General features: G+C 65.3%; 17 protein-coding genes and 1 pseudogene. 8 read left to right on the top strand and 10 right to left on the bottom strand.

Annotated elements, in window-relative coordinates; all coding sequences use genetic code 11:
• Nucleotides 1-60 precede the first annotated feature (60 nt).
• Genes DMC64_RS38835 through DMC64_RS38850 form a run of 4 tightly spaced genes read left to right on the top strand, consistent with a single transcriptional unit; the run spans nt 61 to nt 3,792 of the window.
• Nucleotides 61-1,326 carry a beta-ketoacyl synthase gene (locus DMC64_RS38835; RefSeq protein ID WP_125737581.1) on the top strand — a complete coding sequence of 422 codons (1,266 nt, stop codon included), beginning with the start codon at nt 61-63 and terminating at the stop codon, nt 1,324-1,326.
• Nucleotides 1,323-2,546, top strand: a complete 1,224-nt coding sequence (locus tag DMC64_RS38840; RefSeq protein WP_125737582.1) for a ketosynthase chain-length factor — start codon at nt 1,323-1,325, stop codon at nt 2,544-2,546. Before DMC64_RS38835 ends, DMC64_RS38840 begins: the two co-directional genes overlap by 4 nt.
• Nucleotides 2,547-2,574: 28 nt before the next feature.
• Entirely contained in the window at nt 2,575-2,820 is a 246-nt protein-coding gene (locus tag DMC64_RS38845) for an acyl carrier protein (protein WP_125737583.1), read from the top strand.
• Between the two features lie 27 nt (nt 2,821-2,847).
• Nucleotides 2,848-3,792 carry an aromatase/cyclase gene (locus DMC64_RS38850; RefSeq protein ID WP_125737584.1) on the top strand — a complete coding sequence of 315 codons (945 nt, stop codon included), beginning with the start codon at nt 2,848-2,850 and terminating at the stop codon, nt 3,790-3,792.
• 49 nt (nt 3,793-3,841) lie between these two features.
• Here the strand turns inward: DMC64_RS38850 and DMC64_RS38855 are convergent, their stop codons facing one another.
• From DMC64_RS38855 to DMC64_RS38885, 7 genes are all read right to left on the bottom strand, one after another.
• The gene (locus DMC64_RS38855; protein ID WP_125737585.1) at nt 3,842-4,267 is read right to left on the bottom strand and encodes a lipocalin-like domain-containing protein; all 426 of its coding nucleotides are present in this window, start codon (nt 4,265-4,267) and stop codon (nt 3,842-3,844) included.
• A 3-nt stretch (nt 4,268-4,270) separates the two neighbouring features.
• A complete protein-coding gene (locus DMC64_RS38860) occupies nt 4,271-4,606 on the bottom strand; it encodes an antibiotic biosynthesis monooxygenase (protein WP_158634314.1) in 336 nt (111 codons plus the stop codon).
• Nucleotides 4,607-4,634: 28 nt separating this feature from the next.
• Nucleotides 4,635-5,393 (bottom strand): AfsR/SARP family transcriptional regulator, encoded by a 759-nt coding sequence (locus DMC64_RS38865; protein ID WP_158634315.1) that lies wholly within the window; start codon nt 5,391-5,393, stop codon nt 4,635-4,637.
• Nucleotides 5,394-5,743: 350 nt separating this feature from the next.
• Nucleotides 5,744-6,874 (bottom strand): acyl-CoA dehydrogenase family protein, encoded by a 1,131-nt coding sequence (locus tag DMC64_RS38870; protein ID WP_158634316.1) that lies wholly within the window; start codon nt 6,872-6,874, stop codon nt 5,744-5,746.
• 29 nt (nt 6,875-6,903) lie between these two features.
• Nucleotides 6,904-7,926, bottom strand: a complete 1,023-nt coding sequence (locus tag DMC64_RS38875; RefSeq protein ID WP_125737589.1) for an LLM class flavin-dependent oxidoreductase — start codon at nt 7,924-7,926, stop codon at nt 6,904-6,906.
• 22 nt (nt 7,927-7,948) lie between these two features.
• Nucleotides 7,949-8,674, bottom strand: a complete 726-nt coding sequence (locus DMC64_RS38880; RefSeq protein ID WP_125737590.1) for an SDR family NAD(P)-dependent oxidoreductase — start codon at nt 8,672-8,674, stop codon at nt 7,949-7,951.
• A 118-nt stretch (nt 8,675-8,792) separates the two neighbouring features.
• Nucleotides 8,793-9,752 carry an alpha/beta hydrolase gene (locus tag DMC64_RS38885; protein WP_125737591.1) on the bottom strand — a complete coding sequence of 320 codons (960 nt, stop codon included), beginning with the start codon at nt 9,750-9,752 and terminating at the stop codon, nt 8,793-8,795.
• 191 nt (nt 9,753-9,943) lie between these two features.
• On the opposite strand from DMC64_RS38885, the gene DMC64_RS38890 reads away from it, so the two are divergent.
• Nucleotides 9,944-11,170, top strand: a complete 1,227-nt coding sequence (locus tag DMC64_RS38890; protein ID WP_125737592.1) for a multidrug effflux MFS transporter — start codon at nt 9,944-9,946, stop codon at nt 11,168-11,170.
• A 43-nt stretch (nt 11,171-11,213) separates the two neighbouring features.
• On the opposite strand, the gene DMC64_RS43440 is transcribed toward DMC64_RS38890, so the two are convergent.
• Nucleotides 11,214-11,384, bottom strand: a complete 171-nt coding sequence (locus DMC64_RS43440; RefSeq protein ID WP_233629978.1) for a hypothetical protein — start codon at nt 11,382-11,384, stop codon at nt 11,214-11,216.
• Nucleotides 11,384-12,520 (bottom strand): MFS transporter, encoded by a 1,137-nt coding sequence (locus DMC64_RS38895; protein WP_233629979.1) that lies wholly within the window; start codon nt 12,518-12,520, stop codon nt 11,384-11,386. The genes DMC64_RS43440 and DMC64_RS38895 overlap by 1 nt, the downstream gene beginning before the upstream one ends.
• Nucleotides 12,521-12,643: 123 nt before the next feature.
• Here DMC64_RS38895 and DMC64_RS38900 point away from each other — a divergent pair, with 123 nt between their 5' ends.
• Nucleotides 12,644-13,258: a TetR/AcrR family transcriptional regulator gene (locus DMC64_RS38900; protein WP_125737593.1), complete on the top strand. Its 615-nt coding sequence runs from the start codon at nt 12,644-12,646 to the stop codon at nt 13,256-13,258.
• Here the strand turns inward: DMC64_RS38900 and DMC64_RS38905 are convergent.
• Nucleotides 13,252-14,685, bottom strand: coding sequence for a SulP family inorganic anion transporter (locus DMC64_RS38905; RefSeq protein ID WP_233629980.1), 1,434 nt, complete (start codon nt 14,683-14,685; stop codon nt 13,252-13,254). The two genes, DMC64_RS38900 and DMC64_RS38905, sit on opposite strands and share 7 nt — an antisense overlap.
• A 454-nt stretch (nt 14,686-15,139) precedes the next feature.
• Here DMC64_RS38905 and DMC64_RS43730 point away from each other — a divergent pair.
• A pseudogene (locus tag DMC64_RS43730) lies at nt 15,140-15,814 on the top strand (DUF3644 domain-containing protein).
• Nucleotides 15,745-16,287 carry a hypothetical protein gene (locus DMC64_RS43110; RefSeq protein WP_199755237.1) on the top strand — a complete coding sequence of 181 codons (543 nt, stop codon included), beginning with the start codon at nt 15,745-15,747 and terminating at the stop codon, nt 16,285-16,287. The pseudogene DMC64_RS43730 and the gene DMC64_RS43110 overlap by 70 nt, the downstream one beginning before the upstream one ends.
• The last annotated feature ends 51 nt before the right edge of the window (nt 16,288-16,338 follow it).

Genomic DNA, 16,338 nt, shown 5'->3' on the forward strand with positions numbered 1-16,338 from the left:
TTCCCAGACCGGCCATCCGACCAAGCCGGGTGCGCCTTCATCCTTGAGGAAACGAGCAGCATGAATCGACGTGCAGTCATCACCGGGATCGGTGTCCGTTCCCCGGGCGGCGTGGGCCAGGAGAAATTCTGGGACCTGCTGTCCGCAGGCCGCACCGCCACCCGCACGATCTCCTTCTTCGACCCGGCGGCGTTCCGCTCACAGGTCGCGGGCGAAGTCGACTTCGACGCCGAGGCGGAAGGCTTCACTCCGCGCGAGATCAGGAAGATGGACCGGGCGACCCAGTTCGCGGTCGCCTGTGCCAAGGAGGCACTGGCCGACAGCGGCTCACCATCCGATGTGGCACCGCATCGGCTAGGGGTCTGTCTCGGCAGCGCCGTCGCTTCGGCGACCAGCCTCGAAAACGAGTACCTGGTCCTGTCCGACTCGGGCGCCGCGTGGGAAGTCGATCCCGGCTACCTGTCCCCGCACATGTTCGACTACCTCAGCCCGGGCGTGATGCCCGCCGAAGTCGCCTGGGCCGTCGGCGCGGAAGGCCCCGTGACGATGGTGTCCGATGGATGCACCTCGGGACTCGACTCGGTGGGTTACGCGGCGCAGCTGATCCGCGAAGGCACTGTCGACCTCGCGCTCGCCGGTGCCACCGACACCCCGATCACGCCGATCGTCGTCGCCTGCTTCGACGCCATCAAGGCGACGACCCCACGTAATGACACCCCCGAACAGGCTTCGCGCCCCTTCGATGGCACCCGTAACGGGTTCGTCCTGGCAGAGGGAGCGGCGATGTTCGTCATCGAAGAGTACGAAGCCGCGAAGGCCCGAGGGGCCCAGATCTACGCCGAAATCGGCGGGTACGCGACCAGGTGCAACGCCTACCACATGACGGGGCTCAAGAAGGACGGCCGTGAGATGGCGGAGGCGATCCGCGTCGCGCTCGACGAGGCCAAGACCAACCCCGGTGAAATCGACTACGTGAACGCGCACGGCTCCGGCACCAAGCAGAACGACCGGCATGAGACCGCGGCCTTCAAGCGGAGCCTGGGTGAGCACGCGCGAAACGTGCCGATCAGCTCGATCAAATCCATGGTCGGGCACTCACTGGGCGCCATCGGCTCCATCGAGATCGCCGCTTGCCTGCTCGCCATGCGGCACTCGCTCGTCCCTCCGACGGCGAACCTCCACGAGACCGACCCCGAATGCGACCTGGACTACGTGCCTGTTCAAGCGAGGGAGAAGAAGCTCGGCGCGGTGCTGACCGTCGGCAGCGGATTCGGCGGCTTCCAGAGCGCGATGGTGCTGCGCAAACCGGAAGGAGTACGCGAATGAGCACGCGAACAGCGGTCACGGGGATGTCCGCGGCCACCGCACTCGGTCTCGGCACCGAGGAATACTGGAAGGCGGTTCTCGCCGGCCAGAACGGGCTCCGTGAACTCAGTCGATTCGACACGGCCGGACATCCGGCGAAGCTGGCGGGCGAGATCACCGAGTTCCGGGGCGCCGACCATCTTCCGGGGCGGCTGTTGCCACAGACCGACATCTCGACCCAGATCGCGCTCGCCGTCGCGGATTGGGCCATCGAGGACGCCGCGCTCGACCCGGAGAAGGTCCGTGACTACGACATGGGCGTGGTGACCTCGAACGCCCTGGGCGGATTCGAGTTCACCCATCGGGAGTTCAACAAGCTGTGGAGCCAAGGACCGCAGTCGGTGAGCGTTTACGAGTCGTTCGCCTGGTTCTACGCGGTGAACACCGGCCAGATCTCGATCAGGCACAAAATGCGCGGCCCTGGTGCCGCGCTCGTGGGCGAGCAGGCGGGCGGGCTGGACGCGATCGGGCACGCTCGCCGGACCATCCGGCGTGGCACCCCGCTCGTCCTCACCGGTGGAGTGGACTCCGCGTTGGACCCGTGGGGATGGGCGTCCCAGCAAGCGGGCGGACAGGTCAGCGTCGAGTCCGACCCTCGCTACGCCTACTTGCCGTTCGACGAACGAGCCGCGGGCTACGTGCCTGGTGAGGGTGGCGCGATCCTAGTGCTCGAGGAACTCACCGCGGCCATGCGTCGCGGCGCGCCCCGCCTGCACGGCGAAATCGCCGGGTACGCCGCCACCTTCGACCCGAAGCCGGGCAGCGGCAGGCCGCCGGGCCTCAAGCAGGCCGCCGAGCTGGCGATCGCCGACGCAGGCTTGACTCCGGACGCCATCGACCTGGTCTTCGCCGACGCGGCAGGGCTGCCGGAACTGGATCGAGCGGAGGCCGGCGCCCTCAACGAGCTTTTCGGGAGGCGCAAGGTTCCGGTCGCCGCGCCCAAGGCCGCTTTCGGCCGCCTCTACTCGGGCGGTGGCCCGGTCGACGTCCTCACCGCCCTCCTGTCGATCAGGGACGACGTCGTCCCTCCGGTCGCGATCCCTGAGCCCTCTCGGCATTTCCACGGTCTCGACCTCGTGGTGGGAGAGCCACGGAGCGCCGATGTCGACACCGTCCTCATCCAGGCACGCGGACGCTGGGGTTTCAACTCCGCGCTCGTGATCCGTGCCCTGCGTGCTTGATCCGATAGACCGAACGAAGGAGACGATCATGACTCTCGAAGATCTCAAACGCATCTTGATCGACTGTGCCGGTGACGACCCGGGAGGGCTCGACGGCGAAATCCTGGACACCCCGTTCGAAGACCTCGGTTACGACTCGCTGGCCTTGATGGAGAGTGCGGCCCGCATCAAACGCGACTTCGGGGTCGATCTTCCCGAGGACGACGTCGCCGAAGTCGAGACGCCGCGAGACCTGCTCGAACTCGTCGGCAGCGTGGGCGCTGCCGCGCGGTGACGTCCGTCGGCTGAGGAGGAGAATCTCATGACAAGCGGAACACTTCAGGAAACCGAACACACCCGGACCGTCGCGGCACCGGCCTCGGTGCTGTACGACCTGATCGCCGACGTCACTCGGTGGCCGGCGATCTTCGGTCCGAGCCTGCACGTCGAGCACATCGAGCGCGACGAGCGGGAAGAGCGCTTCCGGCTGTGGGCACTGGTGAACGGAGCGGTGGCGGACTGGACATCCAAAAGGAGCCTGGAACCCGAGAGCTTGCTCGTCCGATTCGACCAGGAACGCAGCCATCCGCCGGTGGCGTCGATGGGCGGCGAATGGGAATTTCGCGAGAAGAGCGCCGGTCTCACGGAGGTGGTACTGCGGCATCACTTCAGCCTGCTTGACGACAAACCCGCTACCGCCAGGTCCCTGCGCAACGCGGTCGACCGGAACAGCACCGAGGAACTGGAGGCGCTCGCCCGGATCGCCGAATGCGGTCATCCCGTGGACGAAGTGCTCTTCTCGTTCACCGACACCGTCGATCTGCCTTGCGAGCCCGATACCGCCTACGACTTCATCAACGAAGCCGACCTCTGGCCGCAGCGACTCCCCCATGTCCGGCGGGTGCGGCTCGACGAGGACACCCCGGGTATCCAGCAGCTCGAGATGGAGACGCTGACCGCGGACGGTTCGACCCACACCACCCGGTCGATCCGTATCTGCCAGGACAATGCTTGGATCGCCTACAAACAGCTCAAACCTCCACATCTCCTGCTCGGACACAGCGGCTTGTGGACCTTCCACGACGGCAAGGAGGGCAGCCGGGCGACCGCCCGGCACACCGTGGTCATCGATCCCGGGGCGGCCGCGGAGATGTTCGGCAAGGACAGGGCGCTGGCGGACGCGCGTGAGTACCTCCGCTACGCACTCGGCCGCAACAGCCGGACCACGATGCTGCACGCCGCTCGAACGGATCTGAAAGTGAAATGAAGAACGGGGATGAGGTGCCGACGGGCACCTCATCCCCGGCTCATGCCGTTCAGGAAACGCCGAACCGCCTCCAGCTGAGCACGCGCTCCCTCGGCCTCCCGGCGATCATCGCGGTGCCTCGCAGCACCAGCTCCCCGCTCCCGAACGTGACCCGGCGTTCCTGCAGGGTTCCCACCATGTGCTGATGGGAACTCACCCGGATGTCATGGAAAACGCTGCGTCCTTCCGTATGCCAGGAGCCGGCGTAGCCCATGAACAGCTCGGTCTGTACGGACCGGCCCGGCACCCCCGTCCGCATCATCGACACGGACATGAAGCCATCCTCACGGTAGAGCAGCAGTCCGGACGGCTCCGGACCGAGCGGGCCTTCACATACCTCACCCTCAGAGCCCAGATCGTGATAGGAGCGAAGCTCCCAGGTACCGACCAGGCTCTCCGCGGAGATCGAATCGTCGACCGGTCGCTCCACGGCCACGAACTAGCTCCCCGGCTCGAACGCCGAGCAGCGGAAGGCAGTGGGCGCCGCGAGCGCGTGCTCGGCGATCGCCTTGTCGAGCCCGGCCTTTCGCGGGTCGGCGAGGAACTTCGACTCGTAATGGTCGGTGTCCTTCCAGCGAGCGTGGTTCACGATCCGGGTTCCGTCGTTCGACAGGTGCAGTCGCGAAGAAAGGAACCCGGGGCAGGTGCGGATCCACGAATCGATCTGCGCCTGAACGGCGTTCGCGAGCTTGTGCTGCTCTTCCCTGCCGGGGATCTGAAGGATGATGAAGACGGCGAGTTCCTTGTCGCCCGCGCCGTCGGATCCAGTGGTCATGTCAGCACCTTCTTCCTGTTTCATGGGATCAGCCCGCGGTGCGGTACTGGTAGTCCTCGTTGAGGATCGAGTTGTGCAGGTGCCGCAGTCCGAGCGCCGGCTCGACACCGAGTTGCTCGACCATCGCCCGGTGCAGCTTCCGGTAGATCTCTAGTGCTCGCACCCGATAGCCGGAGTTCGCCAGAGCCCGCATGTACTTGTAGCTCAGCCCTTCGTGCAACGGGTGCATGGCGACCATTTTGGACAGCTCGCCGAGGACCTTGTGGTCGCGACCCAACGCGAGCTCCGCTTCGATGCGTGTTTCCGTGACCGACATACGGGACTGCTCCAGTCCTTCGATCTCGGCCTGGACGTATTGCCCGGCGCGCACGTCGACCAGAGCCGAGCCACGCCACAGCCCGAGCGCGGCGTCACACTCATGGACCGCCGCCACGTAGTCCTTCTCGTCCATGTGCCGGTAGATCCGGCGCTCCATGGCGCGATACGCGGTGATGTCGAGCCCCAGGTCCTCGAATCCGAGCAGATACCCGCGAGCACGATGGACGAGGTGGGTGCTCGAGACCACATCGGACGACTCCCCGGTGAGGTGCACGAGAAACTGCCTGAGGTGAGCGATGTAGGTCTGCAGTGTCGCCATGGCACTGCGCGGAGCGGATTCAGGCCAGAGCTCACCAATGATCATGTCCGTCGACGTGATGTTCGGGCGGTTGAGCAGAAGCAGCGACAGCAGCTGCTTTTCCTTGTTGGACGAGGGAGCGTCCTCTCTCTGCCCGTTTCCTATGGTCAATGGTCCGAGCAAACGTGCGTGCATATTGGGCCCCCTAGCGAACTTTCCGTGTGCCCCAGGTCGTCCACCTTGCCGCAAGAGGACATACCATTGCGCTCGAACTTGCCTTACGAAATACCGTTATGCAAGAATACTTCCCAAGCGCAGCACAACGCCTCCCTGGCGAAATGCAAGTCAGGGTTGCGCGTGTATTTCGGGCTTCCTTTACCGTTTGGTTATTCTCAATGTGCCACCCTCCTTGATCTTGCTCAATCCGCCATCAGGGTGAGGCGGCGGGAAATTAACCACCGCCGCTGACTGTCGAACACGGCGACTGTGCCACGTCGAAATAGCCTGTTCACCGCCGCGAATCATCGAGTTTCCGAGAAGACTTTTCCGCCGAACAATCCAGCGGCATTGGTGAAACTCAGCGCGAAATGACTGGACGCGCTGTGGATATCACGCCAGAATCGCTGCAGTTCGTGACCTTCATGGTGCGCCGACGTGCCGGATGCCGAGAAGATCAGATCCGCCGCGTCTCGGATCAGGGTCGTGGCGAATGACCAGTCCAGCATATTCCGTTCGATGTCGTCCGTAGACGTTCCTCCGCCGTCCGCTCGCCGGGCGACGTTCTCGAGCAGGAGAGCAGCGGCTCCGATTCCCGCGGTACTGCGTGCGAGATCGTGCCGTACGTTATCCCGATCGGCGGGACGCCTCCCATCCGGGCCGGCCTTCTTGACGGTCATCCACGTCGTCCAGCGGTCGACCATTCCCTTCGCCGCACCGAGCAACGGGCCCGCGAACGACAGGCCGTTCACCGCCTTAAGCGGCACCCGATGACAATCCGGTTCGCCCGCCGGAAGTCCAGCCTCGAGAGAAGCACGTTCGAACGCGTGGCCACGCGGTACGAATACGCCATCAAGCACGACCGTATTGCTCCCGGTCGCGCGCATGCCGAGATTGAACCAGGTGTCTTCGATGAAGAGACTCTTCTTCGGGACAATGAAGCACCAAGGCTTCTTTTCGGCCCCATCGGAAGGGAACGATGACAGCAGAGTCCAATCCGCCAGGTCCGCGCCACTGACGAACGTCCAACGTCCCGAAATTCGCCAGCCGCCGCCGTCGAGGCGCATTTCGCCGCCGGGAACGAGCCCGCTGGCGATGTACACATCCGGCCCGCCGCTCCACAATGCCTCCTTTCCCTCCTCGGGAAGGTGTGCCACCATCCTGCCGCCATGCGCCAGAAGTGACGCCATCCAAGCGGTCGACGGGCAAGCGCGGCCCAGGATGTCCACTGCCTTCAGCAAGTCCAGGAAGCCCCCTTGCCTGCCCCCGAACGCGGCGGGAACGAAATGCCGGAGGAAACCTCCTTCCGCGAGGGCCTCGACGACTTTCGGTTCGAGATGACGTCGTGCGTCCGCGACAGCGGCGTGTTCGTCGGCGAGTTTCGCGATCTCCTCGGCCTTCGTCGAAAGCAGGCCATCGGGGACGGTGGTGAGCACGATCGATTCCTCCTTGGGTGGTCGGACGATCACGCCGCGATCCCGGCCGCCTTGACGGCGTGAACCTGTGTGATCTTCTCGATGGTGTCCGCTTTGGCGGCGGTGATCATGATGCCCAGCGTCGTGGCGCCCGCCTCGGCATAGGCGGTCATCTTCCGCCGGACTCGCGCCGGCGGCCCGAGCAGTGCGGTGTTGTCGATGAACTCGAGCGGCACCACCGCCGCGGCGCCTTGTCGATCTCCGGCTCGCATCCGTTCGTGGATTTCGACGGCCTGCTCTCCGAACCCGTCCCGGGTGAGGGTCTTGCAGAAGAAGTTCTCGTCGACGCTCCCGACCGCCAAAAGCTTCGCGTAGTGGTCCCGGAGGCGGTCGGCGGCGGCTTCGACGTCCTCGTCGATGTACGTGGTGACGCAAGGCAGGACATCGAAGCCGGCCATGGTCGCATTTGCGGCGGACCGTCCCTCGGCCAGCTCGGCCACGGCCGCGCGGACCTCTTGCGGGGAACAGAAGGCTCCGATCCAGCCATCGGCTATCTCACCGGTCAGGCGAAGATTCTTCGGTCCTACGGCACCAAGATGAATGGGCATCGCGCCCGGCAACGGCCGAGTGGCCAGCGCCAGTGGAACGCCGCCGTGTTTCCCAGCCGGCAGCCGGAAGTGTTCTCCGTGGACCTGAACGGCTTCCCCAGCCAAGGCCCTCCGCAAGATCCTGACGTACTCCCGCGTCCTGCCAAGCGGGGCATCGAAGGGAACGCCGTACCACCCCTCCGAGACATGGGGATTCGATACACCTAGACCGAGGCTGAACCGGCCCCCGGAAAGCACCGCGAGGGAGGCCGCCGCGAGGGCCGTCGTAGCGGGTGGCCGTGCGGGGATCTGCATCACGCCGGACATCAGCCGGATCCGTCGAGTACTCGCCGCGACGTAGGAGAGAACCGTCAGCGCGTCGGTGGCGAAGTTGTCCGAGGCGAGAGCGATTGAGAAGCCCGCCTCTTCGGCGGCCCGCGCGATTTCCACCGCGCCGTCGATGCCGAGATTGATCGCCAGTTCCATGATCCTCCGTTCGCGGGTACTTCTACAACAGGTGTGCGCCGCCGTCCGCGCCGAGCACTTCTCCAGTGCTGTAGGGAGCCCCCGCGAGCCACAGGACCGCATCCGCGATCTCCTCGGAAGTCCCGATCCTCCGCAGCGGGGTGTGTGCGCGGACCTCTTCCCGGATATCGGCGAAGTCCGCCGTCCACTTCGTATCGATAAGTCCAGGGGCGACGGCGTTCACTCGGACTTCCGGACCCACCGCCTTGGCGAGCAGCCTCGTCAGGTGTTCGACGGCGGCCTTGCTCACCGCGTAAGGAATGCTGCTGCCCGCGGGCCGGCTTCCCGCGATCGAGGAGATGTTCACGATGCTGCCGTTCACCGTGCGCAAGGGCGACAGCGCCGCCTGGATGACGTTCCATGTGCCGAGGAGGTTGACGTCGAGGATCTCTCGCCAGACCTTGCCGTCCACCGCGTCGATGTCCTGATGGGGAATCCGCCGGGTGGTCCCGGCGTTGTTCACCAGCACGTCCAATCGCCCGTGGTGCGCGACAGTCTCGTCCACGAGCCGCCTTGCCTCGTCCGCGTCCGAGACGTCGGCACGTACATAGTGGGCGTCCGGCAAGGACGCCGCGAGGTCACGGCCTTCGGCGACCGATCGACTGGAGTTGATCACGACACGCATCCCCCGCGATGCCGCGAGCTTCGCGATCTCCGCCCCGATCCCCGACGATGAGCCCGTGACAAGGATGACCCGTTCGTCACGCATCCTCGTTCTCCCGTCTGCTACCTGTTGGCTTCGGCGAATCCGACGATCGCAGCCACTTCTTGAACGAGGCTTGAGCCGGTCCTACGATGGGATGTTTCTTGCCGCGGCGGCGGAAGGTTCAGCGCGACGACCCGGGCAGCAACGCTCGACGAACTGCCGAGTGCGCATCGTTACGCATCCGACGCGCCACATCGGCGCGGGGAATCCTTGTACAGCCATGGAAAGTCCCCGGGTAGAGGTGGATTTCGGTGCTCACACCCGCCTCGACTAGACGGCGCCCGTAGTCGAGCCCCTCATCCCTGAGCGGATCGAATTCGCATACGGCGACGTAGGCCGGCGGCAGGCCAGTGAGGTCGTCAATGCGTGCCGGTGCCGCGTACCGCGCCCAGCCCACCCCGCCGTTTTCTTTGCCCTCGGCGAGGTAATACTGCCAACTAAGCAGGGCTTGCGCGCGCGTCCACAGTGGCGTGTCGACGAATGTCCGCATCGAGGGTGTTTCGAGCCGATCGTCCAGAGCGGGCATGTTGAGCAACTGAAAACCGACCGGCGGCCCGTTCCCATCCCGTGCGGCCAAGGCCACCCCGGCGGCCAAACCTGCGCCGGCGCTGTCGCCGCCCACCCCGATCCGGCGAGGATCCGCGTCGACTCCCGTGTCTCCGGCCACCACCCGCGACAGCACACAGAGACAGTCCTTCAGCGCCGCGGGAAAGGGATTTTCCGGAGCGAGCCGGTACCGCACGGAGACGACGACCACGCCGGTCTCGGCGGTGATCTCCGCTGCCGTCGCGTGGACCGTGTCCAGGCCACCGAGAACGAACCCACCGCCATGCAGGTAGAGCAGCACCGCGGATCGACCGCCGGTTCCGGCCGGATGATAGATCCGGACCGGAACGTCCGGTTCCTCGCCGAAACCGGGGACCGTCCGTTCGGAAACGTCTACGCCGCAAGGAAGAAAGCCATTCGATACGTCGACTTCAGCCGACCTGAGCTTCGCTCTGGTGCCGTCCAGGTCGGCCAGATCCACATCGGGCAGCATCGCCAATGCTCTCGTAAGCTCAGGGTCGTAGGTGTAGCTCAAACCCACCTCCCAGTTTGCCCCCAACAGCCCCAGTACCTCTCCCCCACCCTGAGTGCCATAGTACGCGAAAGCGTGCCAATTCGACTCTGCCACTAGGGAAACGTCGAGGGACTACGAAGTGTTAGCGTTGCTCTCATGGCTACGCTGACCTCGCATACCCCGCCGCGCACAGGCCGCTGGACGAGTGCGCGGTGACACGCACCACACACGATTCGCCCACTTCGGGTGTCACGCACCGTTCACGTGACGGCTTGATCATCATTGTTCTCGCCACTCTCACGGCGGTCGCTCCTTTGGCGACGGACATGTATGTTCCCGGCCTCCCCGATCTGAGCAGATCGCTCGGGGCGAGCGTGTCGTCGGCACAGCTGTCGCTCACGATGTTCCTGATCGGCGTCGTGGCCGGACAGCTTCTACTCGGACCACTCAGTGATGCGGTCGGGAGACGCGGAGTACTTCTTTGGGGCAGCACGGCGTTCGCCGTCTGCTCCGCGTTATGCGCCGTCTCGCCAACCATCGAGGTACTGAACGCGGCTCGGCTCTGCCAGGGCATCACGGGAGCCGCGGGCATCGTCGTCGCCCGGGCGGTGATCACCGACCTCTTTCAGGGGGACACCGCGGCCAAGAGGTTCTCCGCTCTGGCCGCCATCGGCTCGGCTGCGCCGATCCTTGCCCCCATGCTCGGCGGCGCGATACTGAGCGTCTCATCCTGGCGCGCGGTGTTCGGGGTGCTCGCCGCGGTCGGCCTCCTGCTCGTCGGAGGTGTCCTTCTGTGGGTCCCGGAGTCACTACCGCGCTTGCGACGAAGCAAAGGTGGGCCGGTCGCCACGGTGAGGATGGTCGGCGTCCTACTCCGGCGCCGGCGGCTCATGGGGCAGGTTTTCAGTCTGTGTTTCGGCTGCGCGGGCGTCTTCACCTATCTCGCCGGGTCCTCGTTCGTCTTCCACGAGGTTCATGGCGCGTCCACTGGCCTGACCAGCTTGATCTACGGCGTCAACGCTGTCGGCAGCATGGCCGGAAGCTTCCTCTTCGGACGACTGGTCCGTCGCTTCACCGTGGAAATCCTGCTCCTCACGGGAATCTCGGGCGGGTTGGTCGCCATCCTGTTTCTGGTCGGCGCGACACTCCTGGGCGTGAACTCCCTGGCGCTGACCTGGTCGTGTCTGTTCGCGTTCATCATGGCTTTCGGGCTCTACTTCCCTGCCGTCATGACGTCGGCACAAGAACTCGGACGCGATGCGCCCGGAGCGACGTCCGCGTTGCTCGGAGGCGGGCAGTTCTTGCTCGGCGGGATCACCTCCCCCTTGGTCGGCGCCTTCGGCACCGGAAGTGCTCTCCCGATGGCGGTGATCATCGCGATCTGCCTCGCCTTCGGCACGGTGGCGGCGGTCTTTGCGAGAGCGCCGAAGCCCGTGTGAAACCACGGAAGCTCACGTACCCCGGCCTGGTTTGCACTCCCGCTCATTCAGCCACCCGGCCATCGCGACGTGCAGGGAGCAGGAAAGCGAGCACGGCGACCATCAGCATCAGCGCGGCAATGATCAAGAATGCCTTCCGGTGATTCACCGGTCCCGCGACGGACACCAAGATCGCGAGGCCGAGCGCTCCACCAACCTGCTTCGTGGTGTTCATCAATCCGGAGACGGCGCCGCCGTCCGCGACATCGACCCCGGAGGTGACCGCCGTGGTGAGCGGGGTGTTGAGGATGCCTCCTCCGATCGAAAAACGACAGCGGGCGTGAAGATGCCTCTTAGATAGTCGCTGCCCACTCCGAGGCGGCTCTGCAACAGAAAGCCCAGCGCGGCCAGCACGGCACCGGTAGCCACCAAAGTCCGGCTGTCCAGGTAGCGCATCAGCCAAGGCGTCAGCCAAGCCGCGACGGCGATCGTGACCAAGGTGTGCGGGAGGAAACCGAGCCCCGTCTTCACCGGTCCGTACTGCAGGACGTCCCGCATCGCGAGCGCGAGAAAGAACCACATCGGGTTCAAACACGCCCCGGCGAGCAGCATCATCACGTTGCCGACGCTGATCGCCCGCGACCGGAACAACCGCAGCGGGAACAACGGACGCACCGCGGCTTTCGCTTCGATCGCCACGAAACCTACGAGCACCGTGACAGCCATCCCCAACGGCACGAGGGCCGCCGGCGCCGACCAGCCGACGGAACGGGCCTGGTCGACGCCGTAGGCCAGAGCGATCAAGCCGGTCGTCGCCAAGACCGCGCCGAGGAAGTCCAATCGTGGTGGAGTCGCCGGCCGCCCATGACCCGCCAAAGAGCGCACGGCCAAGGCCACGGCGGCCATGCCGATCGGAACGTTGATCAGCAGGATCGAACGCCAGGACCAGAACTCCGTCAAAAGGCCGCCCAAGAGGTTCCCCGCGGTTCCACCGGCGACTCCTACCGCCGTCCACAGCGCCAGCGCCCGGCTGCGCGCGATCCCCTCGGGAAAGGTGCTGGTGAGGACAGTGAGCGTGGCGGGTGCCAGCACCGCCGCGCCGATCCCTTGTACAGCTCTCGCCGCGACGAGCAATCCAGCACTGTCTGCGAGCCCGCCGACAAGACTCGCTCCAGTGAACAACGCGAGGCCAGCGAGGAAGACACGCTTCCGGCCGTACAGGTCTGCCAAGCGCCCGCCGAGCAGGAGAAGGCCGGCGAACGGAAGCGCATAAGCGTTGACCACCCATTGCAAGGCGTCGCCGTGGAAGCCGAGCGCCAGCTGTATCGCGGGCAATGCGACATTCACGACGGAAATGTCGAGGACGACCATGAACTGGGCGCTACAGGCCAAAGCGAGGACGATCTTGTCGCGGTCGGAACGCGTCATGACGTTATGGTACATACGTATCATATACACGCGTATCATCACGCGGCACGGAGAAGGGAGAGACGAGTGCCCAAGACGGTCGACCACGAGCAGCGCCGCGCACAGATCGCCGACGCGCTGGTACGGGTCGCGGCCCGCGATGGCCTGCACGCCGTGACGATGCGGGCGGTCGCCTCGGAGTCCGGAGTGTCACTGCGTCTTGTTCAGTACTACTTCGAGACCAAGGAACAGTTACTTCTCGGCGCGTTGCGGCACTTGGAGCGGCAAAGTCACGAGCGCTGGCAGCGACGTTTGGCCGCGCTATCCGATCCAGCGCCGCCGCGAGCGTTCGTCGAGGCGTTCCTCGCCGAAGCGTTGCCCACCGACGACGAGAGCAGAGCCTTCCATCTGGTCGGCTCCGCCTACGCGGCACTCGCGATGACCGATCCGGGCCTGGCAGCCGAACCCTTCGCGACTTCGGTCGACGGGCTACACCGCCGGCTCGTGGACGCCCTGCAGCGCGCTCAAGCCGACGGCCAGCTGGCCATCGACACGGAGGTCGATCTCGCCGCCGCACATCTGGTGGCGCTCAGCCACGGCGCCGGTACGAGTGTCCTCATCGGACAGCTCACCGTTCACGCCGCCGAGAGGATGCTGGGCGCCCACCTGGACAACCTGTTCCAGAGCTCAAGCGGTCAATGACCGCCGACGAGTTCACCGGAGAGTGTCCCGTGCATGCGGGCGCTGTGCTTGTTCAGGCCGACGATCTCGACGGTCTTGCCTCGTGATTCGTACTTGGTGGTGATCGCGTCGAGGGCGGCGACGGTGGAGGCGTCCCAGATGTGGGCGCCGGTGAGGTCGATGACGACCTTGTCCGGGTCGTTGGCGTAGTCGAACTGGTAGACCAAGTCGTTGCTGGAGGCGAAGAACAGCTCGCCGGTGACCGCGTACACGACCTGGGTACCGTCCGGATCGAGGACGGCGGTGACGTCGACCAGGTGCGCGACCCTGCGGGCGAAGATCACCATCGCGACGATCGAGCCGACCACGACGCCGATGGCGAGGTTGTCGGTGGCCACCACGACGCCCACGGTGACGACCATGACGATGGTCTCGCCCGCGGGCATCCGCTTCAGGGTGGCCGGGGCGATGCTGTGCCAGTCGAAGGTGCCGAACGCGACCAGGACCATGACGGCCACCAGGGCGGCCATCGGGATCTGCGAGACGAGCGGGCCGAAGACGATGCACAGGATCATCAGGAAAGTCCCGGCCAGGAACGTCGAGAGCCGGGTCCTCGCTCCCGAGGTCTTCACGTTGATCATGGTCTGGCCGATCATGGCGCAGCCGCCCATGCCGCCGAAGATCCCGGTGACGACGTTCGCGATTCCTTGGCCGACGGCCTCGCGAGTCTTGTTGGAATGGGTGTCGGTGATGTCGTCGACCAGCTTCGCAGTCATCAACGATTCCATCAGCCCGACGAGCGCGAACGCGAGCGCATAAGGCGCGAGCAGGCCGAGAGTGGCGAAGGTGAACGGCACGTCCGGCACGCCCGGCACCGGCAGCGAGGACGGTAGCGCACCCTTGTCTCCAACAGTCGGGATCGCGATGCCCGCAGCGATCGTCAGCGCCGTCAAGGCCACAATGGACACCAGTGGCGCTGGGACCACCTTGGTGAGTTTGGGAAACAGCACCATCACCACAAGTCCGGCCGCGAACAGTGGATACACCGGCCATGGTACGTCGATCAGCTCAGGCACCTGCGCCAGGAAGATCAGGATCGCCAGCGCGTTGACGAAACCGACCATGACGCTGCGCGGGACGAACCTCATCAGCTTGGCCACGCCCAACGAGCCGAGCACGATCTGGAACAGCCCGCCCAGGATGACCGTGGCGACCAGGTAGCCGAGACCGTGTTCCCGAGCCAGCGGCGCGACGACGAGTGCGATGGCACCGGTCGCGGCGGAGATCATCGCCGGGCGACCGCCGACGATCGAGATCACCACCGCCATGGTGAACGAGGCGAACAGCCCGACGCTCGGGTCGACGCCCGCGATGATGGAGAACGAGATCGCCTCGGGAATCAGCGCGAGCGCGACCACCAGGCCGGCAAGGATCTCCGTACGAGCCACCTTCGGCGACAACCACAAGGGCCTCGAAACACGCAGACGCGACGGCGTCCGAGACGCAAGATTCGGCACAGGCAGACGACCTGACTTTCTCGGGCGCCCCCGCAGGGCGCTAAGTGAGCTCACGCCTCCATGGCGTGTTGAGGACTTGGTGAGAGCGGATGGCGCTTGTCAGCCTGTCCTGGCATCGCCCGCCCGAGAGGGCTAACCCGGAGCAGTCACAGCGGCCAGTCCTGCACGCAAGGAACACTCCTGGGCTCAAAGTTCGAAGGCGAAGGCCATCAGCAACCCTCACCTTACGTTAGGGTAGAGATCCTTCGCTCACGTAGTCGCCTCGCTTGGATGAGGGCTAGTCTCGCCCCGCCTTTGGCATCTGCCACGAGCAGGGCAGGCCAGTAACAGTCGGTGACATAATCCCGACCTTCATCTCATGCCACCGTGACCACGATTTATGCACATGGTCGGCGCTTCTCGCGATGAAGCGCAGCTTGCCGTGCGCTTGTACAACGACTCTTCGGAGGTTCGTTCCTTCGAGGGCTTCGTAGTCCACATGCACCTTGCCTGGCATTACCTCCTGCACGCCGAACTCACTCGGGACAGCATTGACTTCCGGTACTGGCGCGCTCGGGGACGAGCACGGCGGCTGGAACGGGTCGACGGTGAACCGAAGCGCTAGGATCTAGCCACTTGCGTGCGGCATCGCTGGCCCGACAAGGCCGACGCGGTGCGGGCCAATCTCGAGTTCTTCGTTGCGCTGCGCAACAAGATCGAGCACCGGTACGCCCGCGAGCAGCAAGCACTCGCCGTCGCCGTGAGCGGCCAGAGCCAGGCGCTCCTGCTCAACTACGAGCAGGAACTCACTGGCCAATTCGGAACCGGATCGTCCCTCGCCACCCGTCTGCGGTTCCCGGCCTTCGTCGGAAGCTTCACGACGAGGGCGAACGCACCCTGCGACGGCTGCGCTCACAGCTACCCGTACCGCTGCGGACCTTCATCGCCGACTACGACGCCGGCCTCGACGCATCCGTCGCCCGGGACCCTCGGTACGACTTCCGGCTGCGAGTGCTCCAGGAACTCGCGCCCAAGGACCCGGACGCGCTCGCGGTCCAGTTCACCCGCTATGACGACCTGACCGACGAACAGCGGGCCGCCGTCGAGGCGATCGGCAGAAAAGGCTACGTAGTCGTCCGCGAACAGAAACGCCCGGTCGTCGGACACGGGTTGCTCCGGCCGACACAGGCCGCGCTAGCAGTTCAAGACCGGATCCCGTTCGTGTTCAACACCAACCACTTCACAACCGCCTCGAAAAAGATCGGTGTGCGGCCGAAGGTGGGAGATCCGCATCCCGAGAGGACCGAAGAAAGGTACTGCCTCTACGACGAGCCACACCGCGACTACGGCTACACCGAGGCCTACGTCGCCAAGCTTGCCCGCGAGTGCGCCACCGAAGCAGGCTTCCGCGCCTTACTGAGGACCGCCCCGAGAGACAAAGTGACCGGAGGCTGGGTGGGATCGCCACCACTCCACGCGACACCTCCCTGGAGACGATCAGCCCCGTCTGCAGCACAAGAACCTCCGGACATGGACACGATGCGCTCAGCCTGACATCTCCGAAGACAAAGATCGCGCTGCGCCGTCACAGACGGGCGATTCAGA

This window comes from Amycolatopsis sp. WAC 04197, assembly GCF_003947475.1.
Classification (GTDB): Bacteria; Actinomycetota; Actinomycetes; order Mycobacteriales; family Pseudonocardiaceae; genus Amycolatopsis; species Amycolatopsis japonica.

What these genes read in the sequence shown, in the direction of transcription:
- DMC64_RS38835 (WP_125737581.1), top strand. Translation starts at nt 61, where the DNA reads ATGAATCGACGTGCAGTCATCACCGGGATCGGTGTCCGTTCCCCGGGC.
- DMC64_RS38840 (WP_125737582.1), top strand. Translation starts at nt 1,323, where the DNA reads ATGAGCACGCGAACAGCGGTCACGGGGATGTCCGCGGCCACCGCACTC.
- DMC64_RS38845 (WP_125737583.1), top strand. Translation starts at nt 2,575, where the DNA reads ATGACTCTCGAAGATCTCAAACGCATCTTGATCGACTGTGCCGGTGAC.
- DMC64_RS38850 (WP_125737584.1), top strand. Translation starts at nt 2,848, where the DNA reads ATGACAAGCGGAACACTTCAGGAAACCGAACACACCCGGACCGTCGCG.
- DMC64_RS38860 (WP_158634314.1), bottom strand. Translation starts at nt 4,606, where the DNA reads ATGACCACTGGATCCGACGGCGCGGGCGACAAGGAACTCGCCGTCTTC.
- DMC64_RS38875 (WP_125737589.1), bottom strand. Translation starts at nt 7,926, where the DNA reads ATGGAACTGGCGATCAATCTCGGCATCGACGGCGCGGTGGAAATCGCG.
- DMC64_RS38880 (WP_125737590.1), bottom strand. Translation starts at nt 8,674, where the DNA reads ATGCGTGACGAACGGGTCATCCTTGTCACGGGCTCATCGTCGGGGATC.
- DMC64_RS43440 (WP_233629978.1), bottom strand. Translation starts at nt 11,384, where the DNA reads ATGAACACCACGAAGCAGGTTGGTGGAGCGCTCGGCCTCGCGATCTTG.
- DMC64_RS38895 (WP_233629979.1), bottom strand. Translation starts at nt 12,520, where the DNA reads ATGGTCGTCCTCGACATTTCCGTCGTGAATGTCGCATTGCCCGCGATA.